Genomic DNA, 26982 nt, shown 5'->3' on the forward strand with positions numbered 1-26982 from the left:
TCGGGGGCGTGGTTCTCACGCGAACCGGCGGAGCGGTCAGACCGCCGGTTCCGTCGAGTCGACCACGCGGGAGCCGTCGGCGTCGACGATGAGCGCCTGGTCGTCGTAGAGCGGCAGCAGGGTGAAGCGGTCGCCGTACTCGTTGAGGGTGCGGTCGATGAGATCCGGCGGGTACGGCGGCAGCTGTCCGTCGGCATGCGGGATCACGACGGTGTCGGTGAGTCCGAGGCCGCGGAAATCGACGAGATCGAGCCCCATGCCGGGATCGTCCATCAGCGCGGCGGGCTCGATGTCCGGCCCGGCGACCACCGCGCCCGCACTCAGACCCACGTACGGCATACCGGCGTGGACGCGGTCGGCGATGATCACATCGGCGCCGCTGCGACGCAGCCCGGCCATGAGGGCGAACGTGTCGCCGCCGGAGACATAGACGGCATCGACGGCGGCGAGATCGTCCTCGAACCCGTTCCTGCGGAGATCGATGTTCACCACGTGGTAGCCGAACCGCACCAGCCGCTCACGCTCCGGCCCGGTGAACGGCTCGTCGAGCAGATGACGCTGCGCCTCGTCGATATAACCGATTCGGACGTACTGGTCCCCCTGAACGGCGGGCAGATGCTCCGGCAGAGCGCCCGCGCCCAGGGACAGCAGTATCAGCGGTCCCTGCATATCAGTCGTTGGCCTCCGCGAATCGACTCAAGGCAAGCAGCCGCGACACCGCTCGCAGGTACTTCTTGCGGTAGCCGCCGGCGATCATCTCCGGCGTGAAGATCTCGTCGAGCTTGGCGCCCGAGATGCTGACCGGGATCTCCGCGTCGTACAAGCGGTCGGTCAGCGCGACGAAGCGCAGGGCCACCGCCTGATCGGGCGCGGGGTGCACGTTCTTGATGCAGACCATCGTGACGCCCTCGACGAGCGCCTTGTACTTGGACGGGTGCAGCTTCGCCAGGTGCCCGGCGAGGTCGTCGAACTCGTCGAGCGTGGCGCCGACGGTGTTCTCGGCGAACTCCTCCAACTGATCGTTGGAGGAGGGCTCCGGCGCGGGCGGCAAATCGCGATGACGGTAGTCGGGGCCGTCGACCCGCAGCGTCTCGAAGATCGCCGACAGCTTCTGGATCTCACGCAAGAAGTCCTGAGCTGCGAATCGCCCCTCGCCGAGCTGCCCGGGCAGCGTGTTGGACGTCGCGACGATCGACACGCCGCGCGCAGTGAGCTCGGTCAGCAGTCGCGAGACGACCATCGTGTCGCCCGGATCGTCGAGCTCGAACTCGTCGATGCACAGCACGCTGTGACCGGAGAGTCGCTCCAGGGCGTCGATGTAGCCGAGTGCGCCGACCACGTTGGTGACCTCGCCGAACGTGGCGAAGGCCTTGGGGCCGGGCATCGAGTGGTAGACCGACGCGAGCAGGTGCGTCTTACCGACACCGAACCCACCGTCGAGGTACAGGCCGATACCCTGCTTGGGCGCCGCCTTGCGGAAGAAGCTCTTCTTGCCGCCGGACCGCACCGTGGACGCCCGAGCCACGAAGTCGCGGCAGGCGTTGACCGCCGCCGACTGGCTGGGTTCGTTGGGGTCCGGGATGTACGAGTCGAAACTCACCTCGTCGAACATCATCGGCGGCACCATGTCGTCGATGAGTTGGTCGGGAGCCAGGACCGGATTCCGATCGCTAAGTCGTGCCAGCATTCACCAAGGGTAACGATGACCCGCATGATGGATTGATGTTCCTCATGCAGAAAGCGACTGACGTCACAGCAGAACGACTCGCCCAGGCGTACTCTTTCGGCCCCGCTGACCGGCCGGTGTTCCGCGCGAACATGGTCTCGAGCATCGACGGAGCCGCCACCGTCGACGCCAAGTCCGGTGGTCTGGGCGGCGACGGCGACCATCGCATCTTCCACCTGCAACGCAGTCTCGCCGACGCGATCGTCGTCGGTGCACAGACTGCCGTCGACGAGGGGTACCACCCGCCGTCGACACCTGCCGAGTACGCCGCCGCCCGCGCCGCCCGCGGCCAGCGCCCCGTCCCGCTGCTGGTCCTGGTCACCCGATCGCTCAGCATCTCCCCCGACAGCGCAGCCACGGCGACCACCCTCGCCGATCCGAACGTGCTGGTGGCCACCTGCCGGTCGGCGCCCGAGGCGGCACGACGACGTGTGCTCGACGCCGGCGCGACGCTCATCGACTGCGGCGACGAGGACATCGATCCACACCGCCTCGTCGACGGCCTCGCCGCGCGGGGCGTCCAGCATGTGCTGTGCGAGGGCGGGCCACGATTCCTGGCCGCGGTCACCGCCGCCGATCTCCTCGACGAACTGGCGCTGACGGTCAGCCCGCAGATGACCGGAGGCGACGCCCCGCGCATCGCACACGGCGCACGACCGCCGGGCCTGCGGTCGATGCGCTTGCGCCACGTGATCGGCGACGACGACGGGTTCCTGTTCCAATTGTGGGAGCGTGCCGTTCCGCGGACGTCGCCTGACACCCGCTAGGCTCGCGGACATGCAGTTCACCGGACACCGCCGTGCGCGGGGACGCGGTGTCGCCGCCCTCATCGCCACGCTCACCGCGACGATCCTCACCGGAGCCCTCCTCGCCGGCTGCGCCACCGGACCCGACACCGGCCCGGACATCGTGCGCGGCGACCAGGGGAACGACGCCGGCCCCGCGAAGCCGACTGGGCCCGCGCTGTCCGCACCGAAGAACTCGCTCAACTGGAAATCGTGCTCGGACCGCATCGCGAAGCAGTACGCGGAGAAGATCGCAGACGGGGTGACGCTCGACTGTGCGAGCTACGACGTTCCGGCCAACGCGGACAACCCGACGAGCAATACCATCCGCATCGGCGTGGTCCGGGCGCGCACCGATGCCACGCCCAAAGACGCCGTACCGATCGTCCTGACCTCCGGCGACGACATGCCGAGTTCGCGCGCCCTGCTTCTGTACGCCGACCGCGACGGGCGGAGCCTCCTCGACAAGCAGCCGATCGTGGCCGTCGACCACCGCGGCTTCGGCACCTCCGGTCAGATCGACTGCATGACCACCCGCCAACGCAGCGCCTACACCGACAACGGCGCCACCGCGAACCGCGACACCGAAGCACGCGCCGACGGTCTCGCCGAGAGCGCGCGATCGGCGGCCGACCAGTGCAACGACACGCTGAGCCCCGACCAGCTCGACTACTCGGCTCTCAACGCGGCGTCCGACCTCGAGCAGTTGCGAACCCGCTGGGACGTCGACCGCCTGGCTCTCCTCAGCATCGGCAGCGGCTCATCGGTGGCCCTGGCGTATGCCGCCGAGCACCCCGACAACGTGGGCCGCCTGATCCTGGACTCCCCCGTCGGCTACAACGTCAGCGCCAAGGACGCCGCCGCGAGCCGCGCCAAAGGTCTCCAGGCGACGCTCGCCGCCTTCGTCAATCGCTGCGCAGGCGCCGGCTGCGCGTTCGGCGCCACCGGCCTCGACGTGGTGGGTCGGCTCGTCAACGCGGGCGCCACCCCGCGCGACGGCGCGCTCTCGGACACCGAGGTGCTGATGGCCGTCACCACGGCGCTCGCGCTCGACGACACGTCGGCCGACGGGTTGAAGGCGATCGGCACGGCGCTCGTCGACGCCGACCGCGGCGATACCGCCGCACTCAAACGCCTCGCCGACCGGGGACGCGCCGTTCGCCTCGACGACGGCCAACTCCTCGCCCGCTGCAACGACATGCGCGGCCGCCCCGGCGGGGACGAGATTCCGTCATTGGCTCGCGACTGGTCGAAGGAGAACCCGCTCACCGGCACCACGACCGCGCTCGACCTCGCTCGCTGCGACGGCTGGGGCGTCACCGACACCCCGGCCGCTCCTGACCAGTTCGCTGTCGCCCCGCTGATCCTGGTGGGCGCCAACGATCCGATCAACGGTTCCGACGCGGCGAACAATCTCACGCCGCTGTTCCTCGCAGCCAACACCGACCCGACGACCGTCGCCTGGGACGGCCTGGGCTACGCGGTGAGCGCCAACTCCCGCTGCGCCGCCGACCTGATCGGCGAGTACCTGGGCCCCGATCCGCTCGGCGCGCCGAGCGGACGAACCTGCCCCGTCTGACGGCGGATACACTCATCGCCATACGTCACGGTGTTCGGGAAGTCCGGTGAGAATCCGGCGCGGACTCGCCACTGTGAGCAGGTCCGATGATCGTCTGGAGTGCAAGCCTCCGGCCACTGGGTGCTCGTCATCCGGGAAGGCACGACGTCGGCAGCCCTGCTGAGCCAGGAGACCGGCCGCGACGTACCCCGTGATTCCACGAGATCTGGAAAGGGGGTCCGCGATGCGTACCCTAGTGAAGTTCAGCGCGGTGAAGTCGACCGCCGTGAAGTCGACTGCCGTGAAGCTGACCGCAGTCGCCGGTGTGGCCGCCGTCCTGGCGCTCAGCGCGTGCAGCAGCAACGACGCGGCCACCGGCACCGACGCCGCCATCAGCCTGGAGAACTGCGGCCAAACGGTCACCCTGGCCGAGCCGGCCACCGCGGCAGTCACCGTCAATCAGGGCGCCACCGAGTCCGCCCTCGCGATCGGCGCACAGAAGCAGCTGGTGGGCACCGCCTACCTCGACGACGCGATCGCCCCTCAGTGGGCCGACGCCTACCGCAGCATCGAGGTCCTCTCCGACAAGTACCCCGATCGCGAACAACTCCTGCAGAAGCGTCCCGACCTGGTGACGGCGTCGTACTCCTCGGCGTTCGACGACAAGGCGCTCGGCAGCCGCCAGTCGCTCGCCGGCCTCGACATCGCGACCTATGTCTCCCCGTTCGGGTGCGCCGACACGTCGAAGCGGCCCGCGCCATCGTGGGACGCCATCGCCGCCGAGATCGACGACTACGGTGTGCTCTTCGGTCGCGCCGACGCAGCGACGAAGGTGAACACGACCATGCGCACCACCCTGGCCGAGCTCGCGACGAGGAACGCCGGCGCGGGCACCTCCGTCATGTGGTGGGATGCGCAGACCGACAGCCCCTCCGTCGGCGGCCGCGACGGCGGACCCCAGCTGGTGATGGACGCGGTCGGCGCCACCAATGCGTTCGCGCAGTTGTCCGGGAACTGGGCCACCACCGGGTGGGAGTCGGTGCTCAAGGCCGACCCCGACGTCATCGTGCTGATCGACGCCGACTGGGATCCCGCACAAGCCAAGCGCGCCTACCTCGAGTCCGACCCCGCCCTCCGCGACCTGACCGCCGTCAGGAACCAGGCCTTCGTGGTGATCCCGTTCTCGGAGAGCACCCCGGGAGCGCGGCTGATCGACGGTGCGACCCGACTCTCGGCGGCCCTGGCGAAGTAGCCGCGACATGCGCGCACACCTCCGCAGCTCGCCGAGCTTCCTGTTCTGGACCGTCGCACTCGCGACGCTCCTCGCGGTGAGCATGGGCCTCGGCGTCGTGATCGGATCCGCCGATCTCTCACTCGGCACCGTGGTGGACGCGCTCCTCGGTCGGATCGGTCTGCGATCGGGGGTCGACGTCCTCGACGAGCACATCGTCGTCGATCTCCGGCTGCCGCGGGTGGTGGGCGCTGCCACCGTCGGGGCAGGTCTGGCGGTGTGCGGTGCAGTGCTGCAGTCCTTGACCGGCAACCCGCTCGCCGACCCCTACATCCTCGGCATGTCCGGCGGCGCGGCGTTCGGCGCATCGATCGTCCTGAGCACCGGGCTCGGATTCAGCATGTTCGCCGGCGGACCCGTCGTCGCGACGGCGGCGTTCATCGGATCGATGGGGGCACTGCTGCTGGTCTTCGCGATCGCCGTCACGCGCGGCGGCGCCCTGCTGCCGAGCAGGCTGATCCTGGCGGGCGTCGCGGTGGGCCAGTTGTCGGCCGCGCTCAGCTCCGGGCTGGTCTACTTCGGCCCGCACGGCACCGCGGACCGGGTGATGATGTGGTCGCTGGGCTCGGTCGCCGGCGTCCGCTGGAACAGTCTGCTGCTCAGCGGCGTCATCACGGCGATCACCATCGCCGCGGTGATCCTGCACTCCCGCACGCTCGACGCCTTCGCGTTCGGCGAGCGCGCGGCGGCCGGACTCGGAACGCACGTGGCCCGGACGCGCTGGACGCTGTACGCGCTCGTCTCGCTCTGCACCGCGGTGCTGGTCGCGATCTCCGGGATCATCGGTTTCGTCGGCCTGGTGATCCCGCACGCGGTCCGCTTCCTGGTGGGACCGCTGCACGCTCGCCTGCTCCCGCTGACCATCCTGCTGGGCGCACTCATCGTGGTGTGGGCCGACGTCGTCGCCCGCACCCTGATCTCCGGGCGTGAGCTGCCACTGGGTCTGGTGACGTCGGCGATCGGCGTCCCCGCCTTCATCTGGCTCCTACGCCGACAGAAGGGTGCGGCATGACCATCGAAGTGAGCGGAATCGACTTCGCGGTGGAGCACACCGCCATCCTGCGCGATGTCAGCTGCACCGCCCCCACCGGCGCGTTCACCGGCATCATCGGACCCAACGGCTCCGGCAAGTCGACGCTGCTGTCGATGATCATGCGCTGGCAGCAGCCCGACTCCGGGCGCGTCCTGCTGGACGGGCGTGACGTGCGCGGCATCGGCCGACGCGAGTTCGCCCGCAGCGTCGCCGAGGTGGAACAGCAGTCGACGACCGTCCTGGAGCTGACCGTCGAACAGATCGTCGAACTCGGCACCATTCCCCGTTCCTCGGGATGGGGACGACCGCTCGGCGAGGCGTCCACCGAGGTCGACGACGCGATCGAAGCACTCGGCCTCGCATCGCTGCGCCGTCGAACGTGGCACACCCTCTCGGGCGGTGAACGTCAGAAGGTGCAGGTGGCCCGCGCCCTCGCGCAGCGCCCCGACGTCCTGGTCCTCGATGAACCGACCAATCACCTCGACGTCGCCGCGGGACTGCACCTGCTCGGCCTAACCCGACAGCTGGGGTTGACCGTGGTCGCCGCGATCCACGATCTGAACCTGGCGGCCATGTTCTGCGACCGCCTGGTGGTCCTGCAGGAAGGCGCAGTCTGCGCGGAGGGTGCTCCCACCGAGGTGCTCACCCCCGACCTGCTGGCCGCGGTCTACGGCATCGAAGCACAGGTGCTGGTGCACCCGGCGACCGGCGGTCCGCTCGTCGTCCCGTGCGCGACGATCGACGCCGCGGCGCCCCCGAACCCGAATCCTCGAGAGAAAGCGGACATCCGATGAGCGTCGACTGGGTGATCGTCACCGCCCCCACCGACCGCGGGGCGATCCCGACGGACGAACTCGCGCCGGCCCTGCGCACCCTGGCGGCACGCACGCCCGGCGTCGAATTCCGCACCGCCGTCCTGGGCGGCGACGGTCGATCGGTCACCGAAGCCCTCGACGACGCCGTGGTCGGCGGCGCCCGCGAGGTCCTGGTCGTCAGCGGCCAGACCCTCGCCGACCGCTCGATGGACGCCTGGTTTCGCCGGGTCATCGGCCACTGGCTGCGGACCCGCGCCGACGAAGACCTGCCCGCCGTGCGCATCGGCGCCTCGCTCTGCGAGGTCGACGCCTACGCCGATGTTCTCGCCGCGGCCGTCGACGCCGGCGGAGCCGCCGCATCGACCACCACCGCGCCGCTCGTGTCGCCGCTGTGGGAACAGATTCCCGGGTTCGCCCGCCACGTGCTCGTCTGCCGCGGTCCGCGGTGCTCGGCCCAGGGTTCGGGCGAGAGCGTCAGCGCCCTCAAAGCCGAGCTGGACGCCCACGGGCTCGGCGACGACGACGTCCTCGTCACGGTGACCGGCTGCCTGTTCCCCTGCGCTCAGGCCCCGGTGATGGCGGTCTATCCGGACAACGTCTGGTACCACGGAGCCACCGCCGATCGCGTCGGCCGGATCGTCGACGAGCACCTGCGCGGCGGCGCGCCCGTGACGGCGTGGCTCGGTGAGCGGGCAGACAGCGGCGCTCACGTGTCAGAATCGGGATGCGCAGCACAGATGTAGTACGGTCACGCGGGTGAACGTTGTTGAGCGCTCCCTGTTCCCACGGGTTGAACCGGGCCGAATCGTATCGCTGATCCTCTGGCCGATCTCGATCATGATGATCTTCCAGCGGTCGGTGATCCTCGGTGTCAACGGGCACCGCACCGACGACTTCACCCCCGTCTACAACGCAGCGCTCGCGTTCTTGAACCGGATGCCGGTCTACAACGAGAACTACTCGACCGTCGATCCGCATTACCTGTACCCGCCGTCGGGCACCCTGCTGATGGCGCCGCTCGCGGTGATCGACCCGCAGACCTCGCGGTGGATCTTCATCGGCGTCAGCGTCGCCGTCCTGATCCTGTGCGCCTACCTGCTGACCCGGATGTTCGGTTTCCGATACGACTCGTGGGTCTTCCCCGCTCTGCTGTTCTTCTTCTTCAGCACCGAGACCGTGGCGCACACGTTGATCTTCACCAACTTCAACGGATTCGTGCTCCTCGGGCTCCTCGCGTTCATGATGCTGATGCTGGGTCGGCACGACCTGTGGGCCGGGGTGTTCATCGGACTCACCCTCGCCGTGAAGCCCGTGCTGGCGCCGGTCCTGCTGCTGGTGCTGCTCAACCGGCAGTGGAAGATCCTGATCACCGCGGTCGGCATCCCGGTGGTCCTCAACGCGCTCGCCTGGCCGATCTCCGCCGACCCGATGGACTTCATTCGCCGCACGGTTCCCTATCTCGGGGAATCGCGCGACTACTACAACAGTTCGATCACCGGCAACGCCCTGTACTTCGGCATCGACTCGTGGCTGTCGTGGCTGCTGCGCATCGCCTTCGCGGCGATGGCCGTCTTCTCGCTCTGGTTCCTGTACAAGTACTACCGCCGCACCGATGAGCTGCTGTGGCTGGCGACGTCGACCGGCATCCTCCTGTGCACCACGTTCCTCGTCGGATCGCTGGGCCAGGGCTACTACTCCATGCTGCTGTTCCCGCTCCTGATGACGGTCTTCCTGCCCGGCTCGACGATGCGCAACTGGCCGGCATGGCTCGGCGTCTACGGCTGCATGACCTTCGACGTCTTCGCCTCGAACAAGTGGGAACCGTTCGGGCGCTACCTGGAGTACAACAAGGTGCCGCTGGGGTGGTCGTTGCTGATGATCGCGGTGTTCTGCGTGCTGCTGTTCCGCTACCTCGACCTGCGCGCGGTGAACAAGGCGGCGCCGACTCCGCCGGCCCACCAGTCCGATCCGGCGGCGACCGCCGCCTGAGCGCTACCCTCGACGATATGACCGAATCGCAGCAGTCTGAAACTCCCGCCGACCTGAGCAACCTCACCGATGAGCAGTGGCGCGCCCGGCTGACGCCGCAGGAGTTCGCAGTCCTGCGGCAGGCGGGCACCGAGCGCCCGTTCACGGGCGAGTACACCGATTCGACGGCCGAGGGCGTGTACCGCTGCCGCGCCTGCGGCTTCGAACTGTTCCGCAGCACCACCAAATTCCACTCGCACTGCGGCTGGCCGTCGTTCTTCTCGCCGTTGGCGGGCGACAACGTGATCGAGCGGGTCGACGACTCCCTCGGAATGCGAAGGACCGAGGTGCTCTGCGCCAATTGCCAGAGCCACCTCGGCCACGTCTTCGCCGGTGAGGGCTACGACACCCCCACCGATCTGCGCTACTGCATCAACTCCATCAGCCTGCAGTTCGACGCCGAATAGGGCACTGGACCGCTCGTCACGGGAGTGACGACACCAGCTTCGCGGTGTCGACGCGCGGTCCGGTGAAGAACGGGATCTCCGTCCGCACGTGCAGTCGTGCCTCGGTGGCACGCAGGTCACGCATCAGGTCGACGATCTGGTGCAGCTCCGGGCCCTCGAAGGCGAGGATCCACTCGTAGTCGCCGAGCGCGAACGCCGGAACCGTGTTAGCGCGGACCTCCTTGTACCCGCGGGCCGCCATACCGTGGTCGGCGAGCATCTTGCGACGCTCGTCGTCCGGGAGCAGGTACCACTCGTACGACCGCACGAACGGGTACACGCAGACGTAGGCGCCGGGCTCCTCGCCCGCGATGAACGCGGGAACGTGACTCTTGTTGAACTCCGCCGGCCGATGCACGGCGGCGTTGCTCCACACCGGGTCGCTGGCGCGGCCGACGATGGTGCTGCGACGGAATGACGAGTAGGCGTCCTGCAACTGCTCGATGTGCTCGGCGTGCCACCAGATCATGAAGTCGGCGTCGCCGCGCAGGCCCGCGACGTCGTAGATGCCGCGCACCACGACGCCCTTGCCCTCGATCTCGGCCAGAAAGCGGTCGGTGTCGGCGGCCACCTCCTCGCGGTTCTCCGGAAGCTCACCTGCGCGGACTTTGAAGACCGAGAACATCAGGTAGCGAACAGTGGCATTCAACTGGGCGTAATCGAGGCGACTCATACCTCCCATCGTGCCACCGCGGCGAACCCGGCGAACCGTCAGGTGGCCAGGGTTGCGGTGACTTCTCCCACTACGCTCCCCGCCGTCTGGATGCAGGCGGGCACGCCCACCCCTCGATAGCCGGAGCCGGCGACGCCGATTCCATCGGGCAGGGTCGCGAGCGCCGCTCGCATCCGCTCCAGATGACCGGGACCGTAGTGCGGCAGGCCCTGCGGCCAGCGTTGCACCAGCGCGTCGACGACGGTCGGTGCAGGCACACCCGCCGCCCCGAAGACCGAAGTCACGTCAGCGACGGCCGCCGCCACCAGCGCGTCGTCGGCGAGCGTCACCGGATCACCGAGCCGACCGAACGAGGTCCGCAGAGTGTGCACGTCGCCGCCCCGCAGGTGCGGCCACTTCTGACTACTGAGGGTGATCGCCTTGATCGAGAGATCGGCGTCCGTGGCGACGAGGACACCCGAATGCTCGGGCAATGCGGTCGACGGCGGCACGGCGAGCGCGACGACCGCCGATCCCGCGGCCTCGACGCCTCCGAACACCTCGGCGACTCCGGGGGCAACGCGATCCAGCAGCCCCGCGGCCGTCCAGACCGGTACCGCCAGCACGACGGCGGCGTAGTCCACCGATCGCGGCTCACCGGACGCCTCGAGCAACACCTGGTAGTCACCGGTGCGTCCGGCGACACCGACCACTCGGCTCGCGAGGTGCAGCTGCGCTCCCCCGGCCGCCACGAGCGCGTCGACGAGTTCGCGATAGCCGCCGAGCAGCGCGCCGAACACGGGGCCGGTGGCCACCGCGCCCGCGTCGAGCACTCGGCCGACCGCCGCCGTCAACGACGGCGCACCCTCATCGAGCGCGGTCGCGAGCGCCGGCACCGCCTCGCGCAGACCCAACTGGTTCGCGAGCGCCGAGTAGACGCCGCCCAGCATCGGGTCCACGCCGCGCGCCACCACCGACGGGCCGAACCGGTCCGCGACCAGCTCGCCGATCGCGGGATCGTCGCCCGCCGACCAGGTGAGGGGCCGGTCGGGTTCCGCGGCCATCCGCGTCAGGTCGACCTCCGAGGCGAGCCCGACCATCGGCTCCGGGCCGCGCGGAATGCCCATCAGCGCGGGTGCGGGCAGCGGGTGCAGTCGGCCGTCGGACCAGATCGCGGGGCGCATGCCGCCGGGCGCGACCACCCGATCCGCGAGCCCCAACTCTGCGATCAGATCGCGGGCCTCGGGTCGGCGCACGATGAACGCCTCGGCGCCGATGTCGACCGCGGCGCCGCCGACGGACCGCGTGCACAGCAGCCCGCCCGGCCGGTCGGCGACGTCGTACACGTCGATCACCGCGTCGACGCCGAGCGACTGCCGCAAGCGGAACGCCGCCGTCAGTCCGGAGACACCCGCGCCGACCACCGCGACCCGAGGCGCCCGCGCCATCATCGGGCGACCCTCACAGCACGACCATCACAGGGCGTGAATCAGTTCGACGGCCCGCGTGATGGCCCCGGCATCGGTGTTCGGCATCACGCCGTGTCCGAGGTTCACGATGTGTCCGGGGGTGCCGGCGGCGATCGCGCGCTGGCCTGCGGCGACCACCCGGTCGATCTCACGTTCCAGCACGGCGTCGTCGCCCACCAGCAGCACGGTCGGATCGAGGTTGCCCTGCACCGCGACGCGATGTCCCACCCGGGCAGCGGCCTCGTCGAGCGGAATCCTCCAGTCCACGCCGATCACCTCGACGCCGACGTCGGTCATCGAGTTCAGCAGCTCGCCGGTGCCGACCCCGAAGTGGATGCGCGGCACGCCGTACTCGGCCACCTCGGCCATCACCCGTGCCGAGTGGGGTGCGACGTACTCGTCGTACTGCGCCTTGGACAGGGCCCCAGCCCAGGAGTCGAACAGCTGCAGGGCGTCCACACCCGCGTCGAGCTGGGCGCGCAGGAAGGCGATCGTGATGTCGGCGATCCGCCCCATGAACGTGTGCCAGGTCTCGGGTTCGGCGAGCATCATCGCCTTCGTCCGCTCGTACGTGCGGCTCGGTCCGCCCTCGATGAGGTAAGACGCCAGCGTGAACGGCGCGCCGGCGAAGCCGATCAGGGCCTTCTCGTCGGGAAGTTCGTCGATGATCATCCCGATCGCCGAGGTGACCGCACCGACCGACGCCGGGTCGAGCCGTGGCATCGCGGCCACGTCGGCCGCCGTGCGGATCGGCGACGCGATGACCGGGCCGGTCCCGGCGACGATGTCCAGATCGATACCCGCGGCCCGCAGCGGAACCACGATGTCGGAGAACAGGATCGCGGCGTCGGTGTCGTGTCGGCGGACCGGCTGCATGGTGATCTCGGCGACGAGGTCGGCTTCGAAGCACGACTCGAGCATGCCGCGCCCGGCACGGATCTCACGGTATTCGGGCAGCGAGCGACCCGCCTGACGCATGAACCACACGGGTCGACGGGACGGGGTGCCGCCGGTGGCGGCAGCGATCAATGGCATCCGGGACGGCGAACGTCGGCCTCGAATCGAAGTCATGGCCTCAACTCTGCCACCTTCCACCGGCCAGAAGCCATCTGGCCGACCACGGCAAACATGCGGCGCGCCTCCGACGTCCAGGAGATTTCCGGGCTTAGTCTGGCGCCGTGACCACATCTGGAGCTCCAAGCGAGCCTGCCGAATTCCGCGACGCGGTGGCCTCGCTTCACGACGCCACCGTGCGCCGCGAGATCGAGATCGGTTCGATCCGTCCTCCGCAGCGGCTGGCGCCCTACAGTTACGCCCTCGGCGTCGAGGTGAGCCCGCCCGAGGTCGACGACCCCTCGCTGGTTCCGACGGACTCGTCCGGCAGTGCCTTCGGACGCCTGGTCCTGCTGTACGATCCCGCTGGCCAGGAGGCCTGGAACGGCACCTTCCGCATGGTGGCCTTCATTCAAGCGGAGGTGGAGGCCGCACTGGCCGCCGACCCGCTGCTCCCCCAGGTGGCCTGGACCTGGCTGGCGGAATCGCTCGGTGTCCCCGACGGTGTGACCGAGTCCCAGCCTCCGCTGGGCAGCGACGTCCCCGCCGTCCTGGCGCTCGGCGGCACCGTGACCGCGACGACGTCGGTCCGGTACGGCGACATCGCCGGGCCGCCCGAGGCCCACCAACTGGAATTGCGCGCATCGTGGACCGCGGGCAGTTCCGACCTCAGTTCTCATCTCGAAGCGTTCTGCGAGGTCCTGGCGTCGGCCGCCGGACTGCCGCCCGCGGGCGTCACCGCTCTCGGCCCGGTTCAGTCCTCGTGACAGAATCCACCGAACAGGCACCGCCCGTCCCGCTCACCGCGCCGCGTGACGGTGTTCCGCCGGTCCTCACTGCGCCCGACGAATTCGCCGACGCCGCCGAGCGGCTCGCAGCGGGCACCGGACCGGTGGCTCTGGACACCGAGCGCGCCAGCGGCTACCGCTATTCGCAGCGCGCCTACCTCGTTCAGATCAAACGGACCGGATCGGGCAGCTTCCTCATCGATCCGATCGAGCATCCGGACGCCCTCGCACCCGTCATCGACGCACTCGACGGCCCCGAGTGGATTCTCCACGCCGCCGATCAGGACCTCCCCTGCCTGCGTGAACTCGGCTTCCGTGCCGCGACGCTGTTCGACACCGAGCTCGCAGGCCGACTGCTCAACTTCCCGAAGGTCAATCTCGCGGCGATGGTCGCCGAGTTTCTGAACCTCGGTCTCGCGAAAGGACACGGCGCCGCCGACTGGTCGCGGAGGCCGTTGCCCGCCGACTGGCTGAACTACGCGGCGCTCGACGTGGAAGTGCTCGTCGAACTGCGCGAAGCGATCGACGACGCCCTGGTCCGGGCGGGTCGTCAGACCTGGGCCGCCGAGGAGTTCGCGGCCGTGCTCGCCCGACCTCCCGCCGCTCCCCGCGCGGACCGCTGGCGTCGGACCTCGCAGATCCACAATTTGCGCACCGCCCGCCAACTCGCGGTGGTCCGCGAACTGTGGACGGCGCGCGAGGAGCTCGCGCAGCGACGCGACATCGCTCCCGGCCGAGTACTTCCGGACTCGGCGATCGTCACGGCGGCGACCGCGAACCCGACCGACGCGCACGCGCTGACCAAGCTGCCGGTCTTCGGCGGTCCCCGCCAACGCCGGCAGGCCGACCTGTGGATGCGCGCCATCGCGCGCGCCCAGGAACTCCCCGACGCCGAGCTGCCGCCGAAGAAGGCGCCGCACGTCGGCCCGCCGCCGTACAACCGCTGGGATCAGCGCAATCCGGACGCCGCCGCGCGCGCCGGCGCGATCCGTCCGGTGATCCACGAGGTGGCCGAGGAGATCGGTCTGCCGCAGGAGAACCTGATCGCCCCCGACCTGGTCCGCACCCTGTGCTGGGACGGTCTCGCCGACGGTCAGACGGTCGACGCCTGGCTGACCGAACACGGCGCGCGCCCGTGGCAGCGCGCCCTGATCGTCGCTCCCATCACGAACGCGCTGTCAGGCGTGTAGTCCTCACCGGTCCCGCGATCGCGTCGGCGATCGCCGGCGCCGTCAGACCGCACTCATCGAGGATCGCATCGCGTGACGCGTGCGAGATGAACTGCTGCGGGACGCCGCGGCGGTGAACGGGGACGTCGACGCCCGCCTGGTCCAGCGCCAACTCGACGGCGCTGCCGACGCCGCCCTCGACGCCGTTGTCCTCGATCGTGACGACGCTGGTGTGCTCGCGCGCCAGTGCGACGATCGACGCGGGCACCGGGAGCACCCAGCGCGGGTCGACGACGGTCGCAGCCACGCCGCGCTCGCGCAGCAGTGCCGCGGTGTCGATGCCGACCTGGACCAGGGAGCCGACGGCGACGATGAGCACACCGCCCACCATCTCCTGATCCTCCACCAGCACGTCGACTCCGTCGTCGAGGCGCCGCAGAGCGGCAATGTCCTGCGGCACGCACCCCTTCCCGAAACGCACCGCGGTCGGACCGTCGGCCACGTCGAGCGCCTCGCCGAGCTCCTCGCGGACCCGGACGGCGTCGCGCGGGGCGGCCACTCGCATGCCGGGCACGATGTTCAGCAGCGACAGATCCCACATGCCGTGGTGGCTGGGCCCGTCGGGTCCGGTGATGCCGGACCGGTCCAGGACCAGGGTGACGGGCATCTTCAGCAGCGCGACGTCCATCAGGAGCTGGTCGAAGGCCCGGTTGAGAAAGGTCGAGTAGATCGCGAGCACCGGATGCATGCCGCCGAGTGCGAGGCCTGCGGCCGACGCCATCCCGTGCTGTTCGGCGATCCCGACGTCGAACATCCGCGTCGGATACCGGTCACCGAACGCCGACAGTCCGGTGGGACCGGGCATGGCCGCGGTGATCGCCACGACGTCATCGCGCCGGCCGCCTTCGTCGACGAGCGCCGCGGAGAACACCGACGTCCAGTCCTCCGGCGACTCGGCGAGGGCCTTGCCGGTCGCGGGATCGATCTTGCCGGTGGCATGCATCTGCTCGGCGACGTCGTTCTCTGCGGGCGCGTAGCCGTTGCCCTTGCGCGTGACCGCGTGCACGATCACGGGGCCGCCGAACGCCTTCGCGCGGCGCAGTGCGCCCTCCATCTCGACGAGGTCGTGGCCGTCGACCGGTCCCACGTACTTGATGCCGAGGTCGGCGAACATCGCCTGCGGGGAGACGAGGTCCTTGACGCCGCTCTTCATGCCGTGCAGCACCGCGTAGGCGGGGCCGCCGACCACCGGCAGACTCTTGAGCCTGCGCCGACCGGACTTGAGGAAACGTTCGTAGCCGGGCTGCAGACGCAGCGCCGACAAGTTGCGGGCCAAGCCGCCGATCGTCGGCGCGTACGACCGCCCGTTGTCGTTGACGACCACCACCACCGGACGGTCGCCCTCGGCGATGTTGTTGAGCGCCTCCCAGCACATGCCGCCGGTGAGGGCTCCATCGCCGACCACCGCGACCACCGTGCGGTCCTCGCCGCGCAGCTCGAAGGCTTTGCTGAGACCGTCGGCGTTCGACAGTGCGGCCGATGCATGCGACGACTCCACCCAGTCGTGCGGGCTCTCGCCGCGGTCCTGGTAGCCGGACAGTCCGTGCTCCTGCCGCAGCGAGTCGAAACGGTCCTTGCGGCCGGTGACGATCTTGTGCACATAACACTGGTGGCCGGTATCGAACAGGATCGGATCGGTCGGCGACTCGAAGACGCGATGGATCGCCAGCGTCAGTTCGACGACGCCGAGATTGGGGCCGAGGTGACCGCCGGTGGCGGCGACCTTCTGGATCAAGAACGCCCGGATGTCGTCGGCCAGTTCGGCCGCCTCCTGCGGGGTGCAGGCGCGTACGTCCGCAGGCGAGTCCACTCGATCCAGCACACCCATCCGTCGTCCTCCTTCGCACACGCAGCGGCCCGAGCGACCGCGCAATGGATCCAGTCTACGGACTCGGCGTCACCGGGTGAGCACGGCGATCGCCTCGATGTGGTGTGTCATCGGGAAGGCGTCGAACGCCCGCCAAGCTCGGACGCGGTATCCGTTCGCGGCGAAGCGACCGAGATCACGCGCGAACGACGCCGCATCACACCCGACGTGCACCACCGCGGTCGGGTCGGCGGCGGTGATGGCGTCGACGACGGCGAGACCGGAACCCGAGCGCGGCGGGTCGCTGACGACGATCTGCGGGCGGTCGAGTCCGGCCACCGTCGCCGCGACCGCCCCGCGGTGAATCCGCACCGGATCGTCGGCGAGCGTCACCTCCGCAGCGGCGAGTGCACCGGGGTCGGTGTCGACGAGATCGACCGACGTCACGGTGAAACCGTGCGCGGCGCCTCGGTCGAGCAGCGAGGCCGCGAAGACACCTGCGCCGCCGTAGAGATCCCACGCGTGCACCGACCCGGTGACCCCGACCTCGGCGAGCATGGTGACCGCCGCGTCGACGTAGGTCTCGGGTGCATTGCGGTGCGCCTGCCAGAACCCGGTGACCGGAACCTCCCATGACCGCGCGCCCACCCGGTGGGTCACGAGGTCGTCGCCCGCCAGATTCCGGACCGCACGCAGACCGCTGCGCGCGCCGCGCGACCGCTGCGCACTCCGTCGGCGTCCGCCGCCGCGCGCGACGCGCGCGGCTTCCAGTTCCCCGGCATGGCGCGTGCCGTCGGCCCCCGCCATCAGGACCAGCTCGGTGCCCGGACGTGCGCCGAGCGCGTCGACGTCGTCGAGCAGTCCGGCGACCGGCGCCGCGCAGGGCTCGGTGACGATGGTCGACGAGCGCCGGCCACGCAGACCGGCACGACCGTCCCGGCCGACGGCCAGCCGCGTCCGGATCCGCCAGCCCGTGGACTGTTCCGCCAGGGCCTCGACGGCAGGCGCCGTCGGCGCGTCCCCGGAGAATCCGCCGATCCGGCGCAGGACGTCGGCCAGGGCTGTGGCGCCGAGCTCACGCGCGTATGCCGGGTCCACCGCGCTGAGATTGCAGCAGCCCGCTCCCGCGGCCGCCGCCGGGCACCCCGGGGCCACCCGCCGGTCGGACGGCACGACGATCGTCGCGGCGATCGCCTTGGCGTAAGCGACGTGCGAATCGTCGGTGATCTGCGCCTGCACGGTCTCGCCGGGAAGCGCGCCGTCGACGAAGATCACCCGGCCGCCGCGCCGCGCGATGCCCGCGCCGCCGTTCGCGTAGCCGGTCACGTCCAGCTCGACGAGGCCTTCGGATGCGGTCATCGCTGTTCTCTGTCCTTCGGTTCGCGGGGTGTTCTCGGCGGCTGTCGCTGATCGTTCGCCTGGTTGCGCATCTGCCGCTGCTTGGCGGCCTGCTTGTCTTTGGCGGCCTGAGCGGCGGCGGCGGCGGTGAATCCGCGACGCAGGGTGCCCGGTGCGTTGTACTTCGACTCGGCTCGGCGGGCGCGGCTCTCCGACGAGTTCAGCTGCCACGGGACCGAGGTGACCATGACGCCGGGCTCGAACAGCAGGCGCGTCTTGAGCCGGAAGGCCGACTGGTTGTGCAGGATCTGCTCCCACCAGTGGCCGACCACGTACTCCGGGATGAAGACGGTGATGACGTCGCGCGGCGACTCGCGGCGCAGGCGGCGGACGTAGTTGATGATGGGCCGGGTGATCTCCCGGTAGGGCGAGGCGAGGACCTTGAGCGGCACCGTGATGTCGCTGTCCTCCCACTCGCTGACGAGGATCCGGGTGTCCCGGTCGTCGACGTTCACCGTGATCGCCTCGAGGTCGTCCGGCCGGGTGGCGCGCGCGTACCGGAGGGCGCGGCGGGTCGGCAGGTGCAGGGTCGACACCAGGACCACGGCGTGGCTGCGGCTCGGCAGCACCTCGTCGTCGATCTCGGCGTCGTCGAGCTCCAACTCCTGTTCGATCGCCGTGTAGTGGCGGTGGATCAGCTTCATCAGGACGAACAGGCACACCATCGCCAGGATCGCCATCCAGGCGCCCGCCGTGAACTTGGTGATCAGCACGACGACGAGGACCGTTCCGGTCATCACCATGCCGATCGCGTTGATGACGCGGGACCGCTGCATCCGTCGGCGCGCGTCCGGATCGGTCTCGGTCGTCAGGTGCCGCGTCCAGTGCCGCACCATGCCGATCTGGCTGAGCGTGAACGAGACGAACACGCCGACGATGTACAGCTGGATCAACGACGTGACCTCGGCACCGAACCCGATGACGAAGGCACTGGCGGCCAGGGCGAGGAAGACGATGCCGTTCGAGAAGGCCAGTCGGTCGCCGCGAGTGTGCAGCTGTCGCGGCAGGTAGCGGTCCTGCGCAAGGACCGAGCCGAGGACCGGGAAGCCGTTGAACGCGGTGTTCGCGGCCAGCAACAGGATCAGTGCCGTGACCGTGGCGATGAAGTAGAAGCCCGCCGGGAAGCCGTGGAAGACGGCCTCGGCGATCTGCGCCAGGATGGACTTCTGCTGATAGCCGTCCGGGAGCCCGGTCAGGTCCTTGGCCGGATCGAGGACGTACTTGGCGCCGATCTTCTGTGCCAGCATCACGATGCCGAGCAGCAGGGCGATCGAGAACGAGCCGAGGAGCAGCAGCGTGGTCGCGGCGTTGCGCGACTTCGGCTTCTGGAACGCGGGGACGCCGTTGCTGATGGCCTCCACACCCGTCAGTGCCGCACACCCGGACGAGAACGATCTCGCGACCAGGAAGGCCATGGCCAGCCCCATCATGTCGGGGTGCTCGGCGACGATGCCGTAGTGGGAGGTCGAGGCCTCGACCGCATCGCCGAGGACGAAGATCTGAATCGCTCCCCACCCGAGCATCAGCAGGACGCCTGCGATGAAGGCATACGTCGGGAGCGCCAAGACCGCGCCCGACTCCTTGATGCCCCGCAGGTTCACCGCGGCGAGCAGCGCGATGCCGAGCACGCAGAACCACACCTTGTTCGAGTGGACCAGCGGAATCGCCGAACCGATGTTCTCCGCTGCCGACGTGACCGACACCGCGACGGTGAGGACGTAGTCGACGAGGAGTGCGGACGCGACGGTCAGGCCGGCGTTGGACCCGAGGTTGACCGTCGCGACTTCGTAATCGCCGCCGCCGGACGGGTAGGCGTGCACGTTCTGCCGGTAACTGGCCACCACCACGACCATCACCACGGCGACGGCGACGGCGACCCACGGAGCCAGCGCATAGGCGCTGATCCCGGCGATCGAGAGCACCAGGAAGATCTCCTGGGGCGCGTACGCCACCGACGACATCGCGTCGGAGGCGAACACCGGAAGCGCGATCCGCTTCGGCAGGAGCGTATGGCCGAGCCGATCACTACGGAAGGGCCTTCCGAGCAGCAACCTTTTGGTCGCGACCGATACCTTCGACATCGTGGACACTCAGCAACACTAAGACCCCGAGGGCCCCTCTGCCCACCGGGGTGCGTTTGCGAGTCCTCCTGCAGTAACGTCGTGCATCGTGCGCGTCATCATCATGGGTTGCGGCCGAGTCGGGTCCGCGTTGGCGAGGGCCATGTCGAATCTCGATCACGACGTGGTGGTGATCGATCGTGACGAGACCGCGTTCCGACGCCTCGGCGACGATTTCGGCGGCCGCACGGTCACCGGAGTGGGGTTCGACCGCGACGTCCTGAACGAAGCGGGGATCACCGACTGCGACGCCTTCGCCGCCGTGTCGTCGGGCGACAACTCCAACATCATCGCCGCGCGCGTGGCCCGCGAGACCTTCGACGTGGAGCGCGTCGTCGCCCGGATCTACGACGCCAAGCGCGCCGCCGTCTTCGAACGTCTGGGCATTCCGACCGTGGCGACCGTCCCCTGGACCACGCAGCGATTCGTCGCGGCCCTGGGTGAGACCTCGAGCACGCCGGTCTGGCACGACCCCTCCGGCGAACTGGTGATGGCGGTGATCGAGTTCCACGAGTCGTGGATCGGCGCCGACGCCGCCCATTTCCAAGAGCTCACCGGCGCCCGGGTCGCCTTCCTGTCCCGGATGGGGCAGATCGTGCTGCCCGACCAGCGGACCGTGATTCAGGACGAGGACGTGCTCTACGTCGCCGTCCTGGGCGCGAACGCCGACCATGCACGCGCCGTCGCAGGCGCCGAGAGGCCTCGGGAGTAACTGTGAAAGTCGCCATCGCCGGAGCCGGGGCCGTCGGACGGGCCATCGCGCGCGAACTGCTCGTCAACGAGCACGACGTGACGCTGTTCGAACGCAACCGCACGCACATCGACCCGGTCGCCGTCCCCGGCGCCAACTGGGTGCACGCCGACGCCTGCGAATTGTCAGACCTGGAGGCCGCGGGGCTGCAGACCTTCGATGTGATGATCGCCGCGACCGGCGACGACAAGGCCAATCTCGTCGTCAGCCTCCTGGCGACCACCGAATTCGCCGTCAGCCGCGTGGTCGCCCGGGTCAACGACCCCCGCAACGAGTGGCTGTTCAACGAGGACTGGGGCATCGACGTCGCGGTCTCGACGCCGCGCATGCTGGCCTCCCTCGTCGAGGAGGCGGTCACGGTCGGCGACCTGGTGCGGCTGATGACGTTCCGCCAGGGACAGGCCAACCTCGTCGAACTGACGCTCCCGGACGACACTCCGTTGGCAGGCAAGCCAGTCCGGCGCCTGCGACTCCCCCGCGACGTCGCGCTCGTCGCGATCATCCGGGGCCGTCGCGTCATCGTGCCGCAGTCCGACGATCCGCTCGAGGGCGGCGACGAGCTCGTCTTCATCGCTCCCGAGGAGTCCGAGGACGAGTTGCATCAGACCATCAAGTCTCCCCTCTGACGAGCCTCTCATTTAACTACTACACTACGTAGTAGTACAGGGACTTAGGCCCATATCTCGCCGCTGAATTTCCCTGTTTCCGCAGGTCATGAGAGGTCCAACACATTAATTGGAGTCCAAGACTCCAATTATGTTCTGATCGTTTCATGCAGCTCACCCGGTTCACCGACATCGGTCTCCGCGTCGTCATGGCGCTGGCGGCCGACCCGGAGGCCACGCACACCTCGCGGCAGCTCGCCGACGACCTCCACCTGAGTTACACGCACGTCGCCAAGGTGGTGAGTCGACTGGCGGAGCTCGGCGTGGTGAACTCCCGACGCGGTCGCTCGGGCGGCTTGGCCATCACCGAACTCGGTCCCCGCGCAGGCGTCGGCTGGCTCGCCCGGCACCTGGAGGGCGACGACGAGGTGGTCGACTGCGACGACGCCGACCGCCCGTGCCCGCTCCGGTCGGCGTGCCGACTGCGCCACGCCCTGGCGACCGCGCAGGACGCGTTCTACACCAGTCTCGATCGGCTGACGGTCCAGGACCTGATCGCCGACCCCACCGGAGCGCAACTCTTGACGCTCCTCCCCACAGTCCCCGCCGACCGCCGCAGTGCGGACTCGACGGCCCCAATGGTCAGCAGTGATGAAATGAGGAGAAGTCGATGATCTCGTCCGCCACCAAGCAGGTGCTCGCAGCCACCCTTCCCGCCGTCGAAGGCGCCCTGCCGGAGATCACGCCCAAGTTCTACAACCGGATGTTCACCGCGCGGCCCGAGCTGCTCCGCGACATGTTCAACCGCACCAACCAGGTCACCGGTGGCCAGCCGCAGGTGCTCGCCGGTGCGATCGCCGCATTCGCGCGCCTGCAGCTGGAGTCCGATCCCCGCCAGTTGCGCTTCATCATCGATCGCATCGCGCACAAGCACGCCTCGCTCGGAATCGTTCCCGACCAGTACCCGATCGTGCACGAGCACCTGTTCGCCGCGATCGTCGACGTGCTCGGCGATGCGGTGACCCCCGAGGTGGCCGCCGCGTGGGACGAGCTGTACTGGGAGATGGCCCACGTGCTGATCGGGCGCGAGGCCGAGCTGTATTCCGCGGCGGGCGTCGAGGTCGGCGACGTGTGGCGGCAGGCTCGAGTCAGCGGTCGCACCCAGGTCTCGCCCGACGCCGTCGCCTTCACCCTCACCTCCGTCGACGGCGCCCCGCTCGGCGCCTTCGTGCCGGGTCAGTACATCTCGATCCAGGCGGAGATGGCCGACGGCGCCAACCAGATCCGGCAGTACAGTCTGACCGGCTCGACGTCGGACCCCGAGTGGCACATCAGCGTGAAACTCGACGGCGAGGTCTCCAGTCATCTGCATGAGAACGTCTTCGAGGGCGATCTGGTTCGCATCAGCACCCCCTTCGGCGACCTGACGCTGCCCGACGGGGACGAACCACTGTTGCTCGCCTCGGCGGGCATCGGCTGCACGCCCGTCATCGGCCTGCTGAATCACCTCGTCACCACCGGCGACACGCGCGCCGTCACCGTGCTGCACGCGGACCGGTCGCGCAGCAGGCAGCCGCACCGCGGCGACCTCGCCGAGCTGGTCGATCAACTGCCGTCGGCAGAGCTGGTGCAGTGGTACGAACGAGGGCTGGCCACCGATGACGCCACGCGGATCGGGCTGATGGATCTCGACGACATCGAGATCGCGCCCGACACCGTCGCGCTGCTCTGCGGTCCGTCCGGCTTCCTCGGCGCCATCCGCGATGCGCTGCTCGAGAAGGACGTACCGGACGAGCGGATTCACTTCGAGACGTTCGGCGTGCTCACCAAGTAGCGAGCAGCGAGTCCGTCACTCGTCGGCGGCGTGGAGTTCGTAGTACGGGTTGTACATGATCTTCGCGCCGCCGGCGTCGGCGACTCGACCGCGCACGGTGAGGCGTCGTCCCGGCTCGATGCCCGGGATGCGATTGCGCCCCATCCACTTGAGAACGACGGTGTCGGTGCCGTCGAAAAACTCCGCGGACACGCCGGTCTTGGTGTTGCGCGAGCACGTCTGGACGGAGCGGAGTTCGCCCACCATCGTCGCCTCGTCGCCACGCACGCAGTCGACGGCGCGCTGAGCGCCCGGCGTAACACATTCTCGTTGAATGCGATCGTCTTCGATCTCGTCGAGATCTTCGGTCAGCATCCGTCCGAGCCGCTTGAGCAGACCCGAGTCAGCCATCCCAATCCTCCGGGCATCACGTGGTGGAACTCCCTTGCAAACTCACCATACTACCCGTGCATGATCGAGGTATGACCCTCATGATCGTGATGCCGGGCACAGGCTCCGACGCCGACTTCGTCGCCCGCGCCTTCCGGACCGGCGCCACTGCGTGCGACGCCCGCCTCGTGGCACTCGAACCCGAATCCGACCTGGTCAGCAGCTATCAACAACGGCTGGACGCCCTCACCGCCAGTGGTGAGGACTTTCTCGTCGGCGGGGTCTCCATCGGTGCCGCGATCGCCGTGGACTGGGTCCTGCGTTCGTCGTACACCGACCGGTGCCGCGGCGTCCTGGCCGCTCTTCCGCCGTGGTCCGGAGAGGTCGGCGACTCCCTCGCCGCAGCGTCGGCGCGCATCACCGCCGACGCCGTCGAGCGCGACGGTGTGGAGCCGACCATCGATGCGATGATCGCGACCAGTCCGGCATGGCTCGGTGCGGAATTGGCGCGCTCGTGGCGCTCGCTCGCCGACCGAGGACTGACCGCCCAGCTGCGGGCGGCGTCGACCTACCGCGCGCCCACCCTGGCCGAGATCGCCGCACTGCCGGTTCCGCTCGGCGTGGCCGCCGCACCCGACGACCCGCTGCATCCGATCGACGTCGGCCGCGACTGGGTGGCAGCAGTCAGCCGCGGAGCACTGTGCGAGGTGCCGCTCACCGAGTTCGGCCCCGACGAGCAGCTGTTGGGCCGAGCCTGCGTGGACGCGTGGCGGCAGGCGTCAGCGACGACGCCTGCGGAACCGTGACATCGCCGAGCCCTTCGACGGCGGCGCTTGGTCTTCGGTCGCGCCTGCTCGCTGGGTCGCCTCAGCTGCGTCGGCCGATTCGGGTGCCGTTTCCGGCTCCGATGCGGTGACGTCGGACTGGTCCGGGAGGTCCGCGTCGTCGCTGTACACCGTGGCCGCAGCGCTCTGTGCGACGGCACCGCCGGGCACCGGCTCCACGGCGGGAGCGGACGGTTCCGACGGCGCAGCGGAAAGCGGCTGGGACGGGAAACCGCCGGTCTCAGCATCGACGCCGGCCTCGGCAGCCGCCTGGTCCACCATCTGCTGCTGGGCAGCCGACACCTGCTCGGCCAGCACCGGCGGCAGCGTGATCGGCAGGAGTTCGCGCGGTGGGAAAGGCTCGTTGCCGCGACGCACCACAGTCTCGGCGAGCACGGCGCGGGCCAACTGCGCCAGTTGCACCTCCGACTCCTCCGGGCCGCTCGCAACGCAGCGGACCATCCAGCGCGCACCGTCAACGCCGATGAACCGGTGACTGCCGCCCGGCACTCGCGCGACGATCTCGCGGCCCCAGTGCCCGTCCTCGATCGAGGTCTGTGCGCCGTCGGCGCGCAACGATTCGGCGAGCTCACGGACCACCTCGCGCCACTGGCCGCCGCTCCGTGGCGCCGCGAACGCGTGCATGCCGATGCGGCCGACCGGGGTCACGAGGTAAACGGCCTCCGGCTCGTGCGTGGCGGACATCTCGACGGTCACCTGGCCCCCCTCGACGACCGGCATCAGCACGGAGCCGAGATCCAGGTGCGAGTTCGCGAGTTCCGCGGGCGCGGTCGTCAGATCGGCGATGTCGTACGGTCCCGCGGCGTCGCCGATCGTGAACTTGTCAGCCATGTCTACTCATCCCTCCGATGCCAGAATCGCGTGGCCCCCGCTGGAGCCGTATCCGCCCGCGCCCCGATCAGTGTCGTCGAGCTCGTCCACCTCGACCACCTGCGGCAGCTCCACACGCTGCACCAGCAGTTGGGCGATCCGGTCGCCGCGTGCGATCGTGATCGGCGCCTCCGGATCGAGGTTGATCAGGCAGACCTTGATCTCGCCGCGGTACCCGGCGTCGACGGTGCCCGGGGTGTTGACGATCGACAGTCCGGCACGCGCGGCCAACCCCGACCGCGGATGGATCAGGCCCACGGTGCCGACCGGCAGTGCGATGGCGATGCCCGTGCCGACCAGCTGCCGTCGACCAGGAGCGAGCACCAGATCGGTAGCGGCGTAGAGGTCGATGCCGGCGTCGTCCGGATGCGCACGGACGGGCAAGGGCAGGTCGGGATCCAGTCGTCGGATCCGCAACGGCGGAGACGTATCAGGCGTCACAGGCGAGGTCACCCCCGCAGACTACTAGGCCGCTGCCGCACTAGGCTTGGGGCCGTGACTCAAGAAGCTCCGCAGTCCTCGTCTTCGTCGCGGTCGGACCGCTACCACGAACGTCTCACCATTCCGTGGTGGTGGTGGCTCGCGTCGCTGGTGGTCGTCGGACTCCTCGGTTACGAGATCCAGCTCGCCGCGTACCGACAGCCCTGGAGCGTGGTTGCGTACCCGGTTCTCGCGATTCTGCTGGGCTGGATGTTGTTCTCGATGGGCCGCACCCCGATCCGCGTCGACGCCGACGGCGCTCTGCATGCGGGCAAGGCCGTGCTCCCTGCCGAGGTGATCGCGCGCGGTGCGGTCATCGCCGCCTCGCAGCGCAGTGCGGCCATGGGCCGACAGCTCGATCCGGCGGCATATGTCGTCCATCACGCCTGGATCAAGACGATGGTGCTCGTGGTGCTCGACGACCCCGACGACCCGACGCCGTACTGGCTGCTATCGACTCGGCACCCGGCTCAGGTACTGGCTGCGCTCGGACTCGGCGACGCAGGACGGGACACAGAGACAAAGAACGCCGCGCAGAGCTGACGCTCCGCGCGGCGAGCACGCCGCCGATCTGTCAGGCGCAGTCCACGCAGATCATCTCGTTGCCGTGCTGTTCGGCGAGACGGTTGCGGTGATAGACGAGGAAGCAGCTCGTGCACGTGAACTCGTCGTCCTGCTTCGGGACCACTCGTACGGACAGCTCCTCGCCCGACAGATCCGCACCCGGCAGCTCAAACGACTCGGCGGTATCGCCTTCGTCGACATCGACGTCGGCGGACTTCGCTTCATTACGACGAGCCTTGAGCTCCTCGAGCGAATCCTCCGCGATGTCGTCGTCGTTGCTGCGACGCGGTGCGTCGTAATCGGTTGCCATAATGTGCCTAACCTGGGTTCTGTAGGTGTCGTTGCGGATTGCTAAGGGGGACCGCACTTGTGGTGTCGGTCTCAGCTCCTCACATCGACAAGCGATGATGTTGGGCGACCGAATTCTAGGTGGACCGACCTGACAAGTCAAGCAACGAGCAACTGC

General features: G+C 69.2%; 28 protein-coding genes and 1 riboswitch. Of the genes, 16 read left to right on the plus strand and 12 right to left on the minus strand.

Annotated elements, in window-relative coordinates; genetic code table 11:
• Positions 1-36: 36 nt before the first annotated feature.
• Both GH2_RS11430 and zapE read right to left on the minus strand, forming a co-directional pair.
• Positions 37-669, minus strand: a complete 633-nt coding sequence (locus tag GH2_RS11430; protein WP_066167605.1) for a Type 1 glutamine amidotransferase-like domain-containing protein — start codon at positions 667-669, stop codon at positions 37-39.
• A 1-nt stretch (position 670) separates the two neighbouring features.
• Positions 671-1687, minus strand: a complete 1017-nt coding sequence (gene zapE, locus GH2_RS11435; RefSeq protein WP_066167609.1) for a cell division protein ZapE — start codon at positions 1685-1687, stop codon at positions 671-673.
• 44 nt (positions 1688-1731) lie between these two features.
• Between zapE and GH2_RS11440 the strand changes: the two genes are divergently transcribed.
• The 8 genes from GH2_RS11440 to msrB all read left to right on the plus strand — a co-directional run bounded on the left by GH2_RS11440 (position 1732) and on the right by msrB (position 9643).
• Complete coding sequence (locus GH2_RS11440; protein ID WP_239588809.1) at positions 1732-2493, plus strand: dihydrofolate reductase family protein; 762 nt, start codon at positions 1732-1734, stop codon at positions 2491-2493.
• A gap of 10 nt (positions 2494-2503) precedes the next feature.
• Positions 2504-4090, plus strand: coding sequence for an alpha/beta fold hydrolase (locus tag GH2_RS11445; RefSeq protein ID WP_066167618.1), 1587 nt, complete (start codon positions 2504-2506; stop codon positions 4088-4090).
• A gap of 11 nt (positions 4091-4101) precedes the next feature.
• Positions 4102-4285, plus strand: a riboswitch (cobalamin riboswitch).
• Between the two features lie 28 nt (positions 4286-4313).
• Entirely contained in the window at positions 4314-5321 is a 1008-nt protein-coding gene (locus GH2_RS11450) for an ABC transporter substrate-binding protein (RefSeq protein WP_084247453.1), read from the plus strand.
• 7 nt (positions 5322-5328) lie between these two features.
• Positions 5329-6372 (plus strand): FecCD family ABC transporter permease, encoded by a 1044-nt coding sequence (locus tag GH2_RS11455; RefSeq protein ID WP_066167621.1) that lies wholly within the window; start codon positions 5329-5331, stop codon positions 6370-6372.
• Positions 6369-7187 (plus strand): ABC transporter ATP-binding protein, encoded by an 819-nt coding sequence (locus tag GH2_RS11460; RefSeq protein WP_066167626.1) that lies wholly within the window; start codon positions 6369-6371, stop codon positions 7185-7187. Before GH2_RS11455 ends, GH2_RS11460 begins: the two co-directional genes overlap by 4 nt.
• On the plus strand, positions 7184-7951 hold the full coding sequence (locus tag GH2_RS11465; protein WP_066167628.1) for a (2Fe-2S) ferredoxin domain-containing protein: 768 nt from the start codon (positions 7184-7186) through the stop codon (positions 7949-7951). The genes GH2_RS11460 and GH2_RS11465 overlap by 4 nt, the downstream gene beginning before the upstream one ends.
• A gap of 13 nt (positions 7952-7964) precedes the next feature.
• Positions 7965-9197: a glycosyltransferase family 87 protein gene (locus tag GH2_RS11470; protein WP_066167632.1), complete on the plus strand. Its 1233-nt coding sequence runs from the start codon at positions 7965-7967 to the stop codon at positions 9195-9197.
• A gap of 17 nt (positions 9198-9214) precedes the next feature.
• Complete coding sequence (gene msrB / locus GH2_RS11475) at positions 9215-9643, plus strand: peptide-methionine (R)-S-oxide reductase MsrB (RefSeq protein WP_066167635.1); 429 nt, start codon at positions 9215-9217, stop codon at positions 9641-9643.
• Between the two features lie 16 nt (positions 9644-9659).
• Here the strand turns inward: msrB and hemQ are convergent, their stop codons facing one another.
• The 3 genes from hemQ to hemE are packed head-to-tail and all read right to left on the minus strand — an operon-like array spanning position 9660 to position 12838.
• Positions 9660-10355: a hydrogen peroxide-dependent heme synthase gene (hemQ, locus tag GH2_RS11480; protein WP_066167639.1), complete on the minus strand. Its 696-nt coding sequence runs from the start codon at positions 10353-10355 to the stop codon at positions 9660-9662.
• A 38-nt stretch (positions 10356-10393) separates the two neighbouring features.
• Positions 10394-11782, minus strand: coding sequence for a protoporphyrinogen oxidase (gene hemG / locus GH2_RS11485; protein WP_066167642.1), 1389 nt, complete (start codon positions 11780-11782; stop codon positions 10394-10396).
• Between the two features lie 27 nt (positions 11783-11809).
• Positions 11810-12838 carry a uroporphyrinogen decarboxylase gene (gene hemE / locus GH2_RS11490; protein WP_066167644.1) on the minus strand — a complete coding sequence of 343 codons (1029 nt, stop codon included), beginning with the start codon at positions 12836-12838 and terminating at the stop codon, positions 11810-11812.
• Between the two features lie 143 nt (positions 12839-12981).
• Here hemE and GH2_RS11495 point away from each other — a divergent pair, with 143 nt between their 5' ends.
• The gene (locus GH2_RS11495) at positions 12982-13623 is read left to right on the plus strand and encodes a DUF3000 domain-containing protein (RefSeq protein ID WP_084247454.1); all 642 of its coding nucleotides are present in this window, start codon (positions 12982-12984) and stop codon (positions 13621-13623) included.
• Positions 13620-14834 (plus strand): ribonuclease D, encoded by a 1215-nt coding sequence (locus GH2_RS11500; protein WP_066167649.1) that lies wholly within the window; start codon positions 13620-13622, stop codon positions 14832-14834. Before GH2_RS11495 ends, GH2_RS11500 begins: the two co-directional genes overlap by 4 nt.
• Here GH2_RS11500 and dxs read toward each other — a convergent pair.
• The 3 genes from dxs to GH2_RS11515 form a co-directional block, all read right to left on the minus strand.
• Positions 14809-16701: a 1-deoxy-D-xylulose-5-phosphate synthase gene (gene dxs, locus GH2_RS11505; protein WP_066167652.1), complete on the minus strand. Its 1893-nt coding sequence runs from the start codon at positions 16699-16701 to the stop codon at positions 14809-14811. The genes GH2_RS11500 and dxs overlap by 26 nt on opposite strands.
• Before the next feature lie 69 nt (positions 16702-16770).
• Positions 16771-18039: a class I SAM-dependent RNA methyltransferase gene (locus GH2_RS11510; RefSeq protein WP_066167655.1), complete on the minus strand. Its 1269-nt coding sequence runs from the start codon at positions 18037-18039 to the stop codon at positions 16771-16773.
• Complete coding sequence (locus GH2_RS11515; protein ID WP_239588856.1) at positions 18036-20159, minus strand: APC family permease; 2124 nt, start codon at positions 20157-20159, stop codon at positions 18036-18038. Before GH2_RS11515 ends, GH2_RS11510 begins: the two co-directional genes overlap by 4 nt.
• 88 nt (positions 20160-20247) lie before the next feature.
• On the opposite strand from GH2_RS11515, the gene GH2_RS11520 reads away from it, so the two are divergent.
• From GH2_RS11520 to GH2_RS11535, 4 genes are all read left to right on the plus strand, one after another.
• Positions 20248-20910, plus strand: coding sequence for a potassium channel family protein (locus tag GH2_RS11520; protein ID WP_066167658.1), 663 nt, complete (start codon positions 20248-20250; stop codon positions 20908-20910).
• Between the two features lie 2 nt (positions 20911-20912).
• Complete coding sequence (locus tag GH2_RS11525) at positions 20913-21575, plus strand: potassium channel family protein (RefSeq protein ID WP_066167661.1); 663 nt, start codon at positions 20913-20915, stop codon at positions 21573-21575.
• A 146-nt stretch (positions 21576-21721) separates the two neighbouring features.
• Complete coding sequence (locus GH2_RS11530; protein WP_066167664.1) at positions 21722-22228, plus strand: RrF2 family transcriptional regulator; 507 nt, start codon at positions 21722-21724, stop codon at positions 22226-22228.
• Positions 22225-23388, plus strand: a complete 1164-nt coding sequence (locus tag GH2_RS11535) for a globin domain-containing protein (RefSeq protein ID WP_066167667.1) — start codon at positions 22225-22227, stop codon at positions 23386-23388. Before GH2_RS11530 ends, GH2_RS11535 begins: the two co-directional genes overlap by 4 nt.
• Positions 23389-23403: 15 nt before the next feature.
• On the opposite strand, the gene GH2_RS11540 is transcribed toward GH2_RS11535, so the two are convergent.
• Positions 23404-23778 (minus strand): OB-fold nucleic acid binding domain-containing protein, encoded by a 375-nt coding sequence (locus tag GH2_RS11540; protein ID WP_066167670.1) that lies wholly within the window; start codon positions 23776-23778, stop codon positions 23404-23406.
• A gap of 71 nt (positions 23779-23849) precedes the next feature.
• Here GH2_RS11540 and GH2_RS11545 point away from each other — a divergent pair, with 71 nt between their 5' ends.
• Complete coding sequence (locus GH2_RS11545) at positions 23850-24563, plus strand: alpha/beta hydrolase (RefSeq protein ID WP_066167674.1); 714 nt, start codon at positions 23850-23852, stop codon at positions 24561-24563.
• Here GH2_RS11545 and GH2_RS11550 read toward each other — a convergent pair.
• Both GH2_RS11550 and dut read right to left on the minus strand, forming a co-directional pair.
• The gene (locus tag GH2_RS11550) at positions 24537-25433 is read right to left on the minus strand and encodes a DUF3710 domain-containing protein (protein WP_066167677.1); all 897 of its coding nucleotides are present in this window, start codon (positions 25431-25433) and stop codon (positions 24537-24539) included. The genes GH2_RS11545 and GH2_RS11550 overlap by 27 nt on opposite strands.
• A gap of 6 nt (positions 25434-25439) precedes the next feature.
• The gene (gene dut / locus GH2_RS11555) at positions 25440-25925 is read right to left on the minus strand and encodes a dUTP diphosphatase (protein ID WP_066167680.1); all 486 of its coding nucleotides are present in this window, start codon (positions 25923-25925) and stop codon (positions 25440-25442) included.
• Between the two features lie 42 nt (positions 25926-25967).
• Here dut and GH2_RS11560 point away from each other — a divergent pair, with 42 nt between their 5' ends.
• Positions 25968-26495, plus strand: coding sequence for a DUF3093 domain-containing protein (locus tag GH2_RS11560; protein WP_066167683.1), 528 nt, complete (start codon positions 25968-25970; stop codon positions 26493-26495).
• Positions 26496-26526: 31 nt separating this feature from the next.
• Here the strand turns inward: GH2_RS11560 and GH2_RS11565 are convergent, their stop codons facing one another.
• Positions 26527-26826: a DUF4193 domain-containing protein gene (locus GH2_RS11565; RefSeq protein WP_066167685.1), complete on the minus strand. Its 300-nt coding sequence runs from the start codon at positions 26824-26826 to the stop codon at positions 26527-26529.
• Between the last annotated feature and the right edge of the window lie 156 nt (positions 26827-26982).

It is taken from the genome of Gordonia hydrophobica NBRC 16057 (genome assembly GCF_001592365.1).
GTDB classification, from domain to species: Bacteria; Actinomycetota; Actinomycetes; order Mycobacteriales; family Mycobacteriaceae; genus Gordonia; species Gordonia hydrophobica.

Excerpts from the sequence above, each read along its gene's own strand:
- zapE (WP_066167609.1), bottom strand. The coding sequence starts at position 1,687 with ATGCTGGCACGACTTAGCGATCGGAATCCGGTCCTGGCTCCCGACCAA.
- GH2_RS11450 (WP_084247453.1), top strand. The coding sequence starts at position 4,314 with ATGCGTACCCTAGTGAAGTTCAGCGCGGTGAAGTCGACCGCCGTGAAG.
- GH2_RS11465 (WP_066167628.1), top strand. The coding sequence starts at position 7,184 with ATGAGCGTCGACTGGGTGATCGTCACCGCCCCCACCGACCGCGGGGCG.
- GH2_RS11515 (WP_239588856.1), bottom strand. The coding sequence starts at position 20,159 with ATGTCGAAGGTATCGGTCGCGACCAAAAGGTTGCTGCTCGGAAGGCCC.
- GH2_RS11510 (WP_066167655.1), bottom strand. The coding sequence starts at position 18,039 with ATGACCGCATCCGAAGGCCTCGTCGAGCTGGACGTGACCGGCTACGCG.
- GH2_RS11540 (WP_066167670.1), bottom strand. The coding sequence starts at position 23,778 with ATGGCTGACTCGGGTCTGCTCAAGCGGCTCGGACGGATGCTGACCGAA.
- GH2_RS11530 (WP_066167664.1), top strand. The coding sequence starts at position 21,722 with ATGCAGCTCACCCGGTTCACCGACATCGGTCTCCGCGTCGTCATGGCG.
- dxs (WP_066167652.1), bottom strand. The coding sequence starts at position 16,701 with ATGGGTGTGCTGGATCGAGTGGACTCGCCTGCGGACGTACGCGCCTGC.
- GH2_RS11535 (WP_066167667.1), top strand. The coding sequence starts at position 22,225 with ATGATCTCGTCCGCCACCAAGCAGGTGCTCGCAGCCACCCTTCCCGCC.
- msrB (WP_066167635.1), top strand. The coding sequence starts at position 9,215 with ATGACCGAATCGCAGCAGTCTGAAACTCCCGCCGACCTGAGCAACCTC.
- GH2_RS11440 (WP_239588809.1), top strand. The coding sequence starts at position 1,732 with ATGCAGAAAGCGACTGACGTCACAGCAGAACGACTCGCCCAGGCGTAC.
- GH2_RS11455 (WP_066167621.1), top strand. The coding sequence starts at position 5,329 with ATGCGCGCACACCTCCGCAGCTCGCCGAGCTTCCTGTTCTGGACCGTC.
- GH2_RS11565 (WP_066167685.1), bottom strand. The coding sequence starts at position 26,826 with ATGGCAACCGATTACGACGCACCGCGTCGCAGCAACGACGACGACATC.
- GH2_RS11430 (WP_066167605.1), bottom strand. The coding sequence starts at position 669 with ATGCAGGGACCGCTGATACTGCTGTCCCTGGGCGCGGGCGCTCTGCCG.
- hemQ (WP_066167639.1), bottom strand. The coding sequence starts at position 10,355 with ATGAGTCGCCTCGATTACGCCCAGTTGAATGCCACTGTTCGCTACCTG.
- GH2_RS11460 (WP_066167626.1), top strand. The coding sequence starts at position 6,369 with ATGACCATCGAAGTGAGCGGAATCGACTTCGCGGTGGAGCACACCGCC.
- hemE (WP_066167644.1), bottom strand. The coding sequence starts at position 12,838 with ATGCCATTGATCGCTGCCGCCACCGGCGGCACCCCGTCCCGTCGACCC.
- GH2_RS11550 (WP_066167677.1), bottom strand. The coding sequence starts at position 25,433 with ATGGCTGACAAGTTCACGATCGGCGACGCCGCGGGACCGTACGACATC.
- GH2_RS11545 (WP_066167674.1), top strand. The coding sequence starts at position 23,850 with ATGACCCTCATGATCGTGATGCCGGGCACAGGCTCCGACGCCGACTTC.
- GH2_RS11445 (WP_066167618.1), top strand. The coding sequence starts at position 2,504 with ATGCAGTTCACCGGACACCGCCGTGCGCGGGGACGCGGTGTCGCCGCC.
- hemG (WP_066167642.1), bottom strand. The coding sequence starts at position 11,782 with ATGGCGCGGGCGCCTCGGGTCGCGGTGGTCGGCGCGGGTGTCTCCGGA.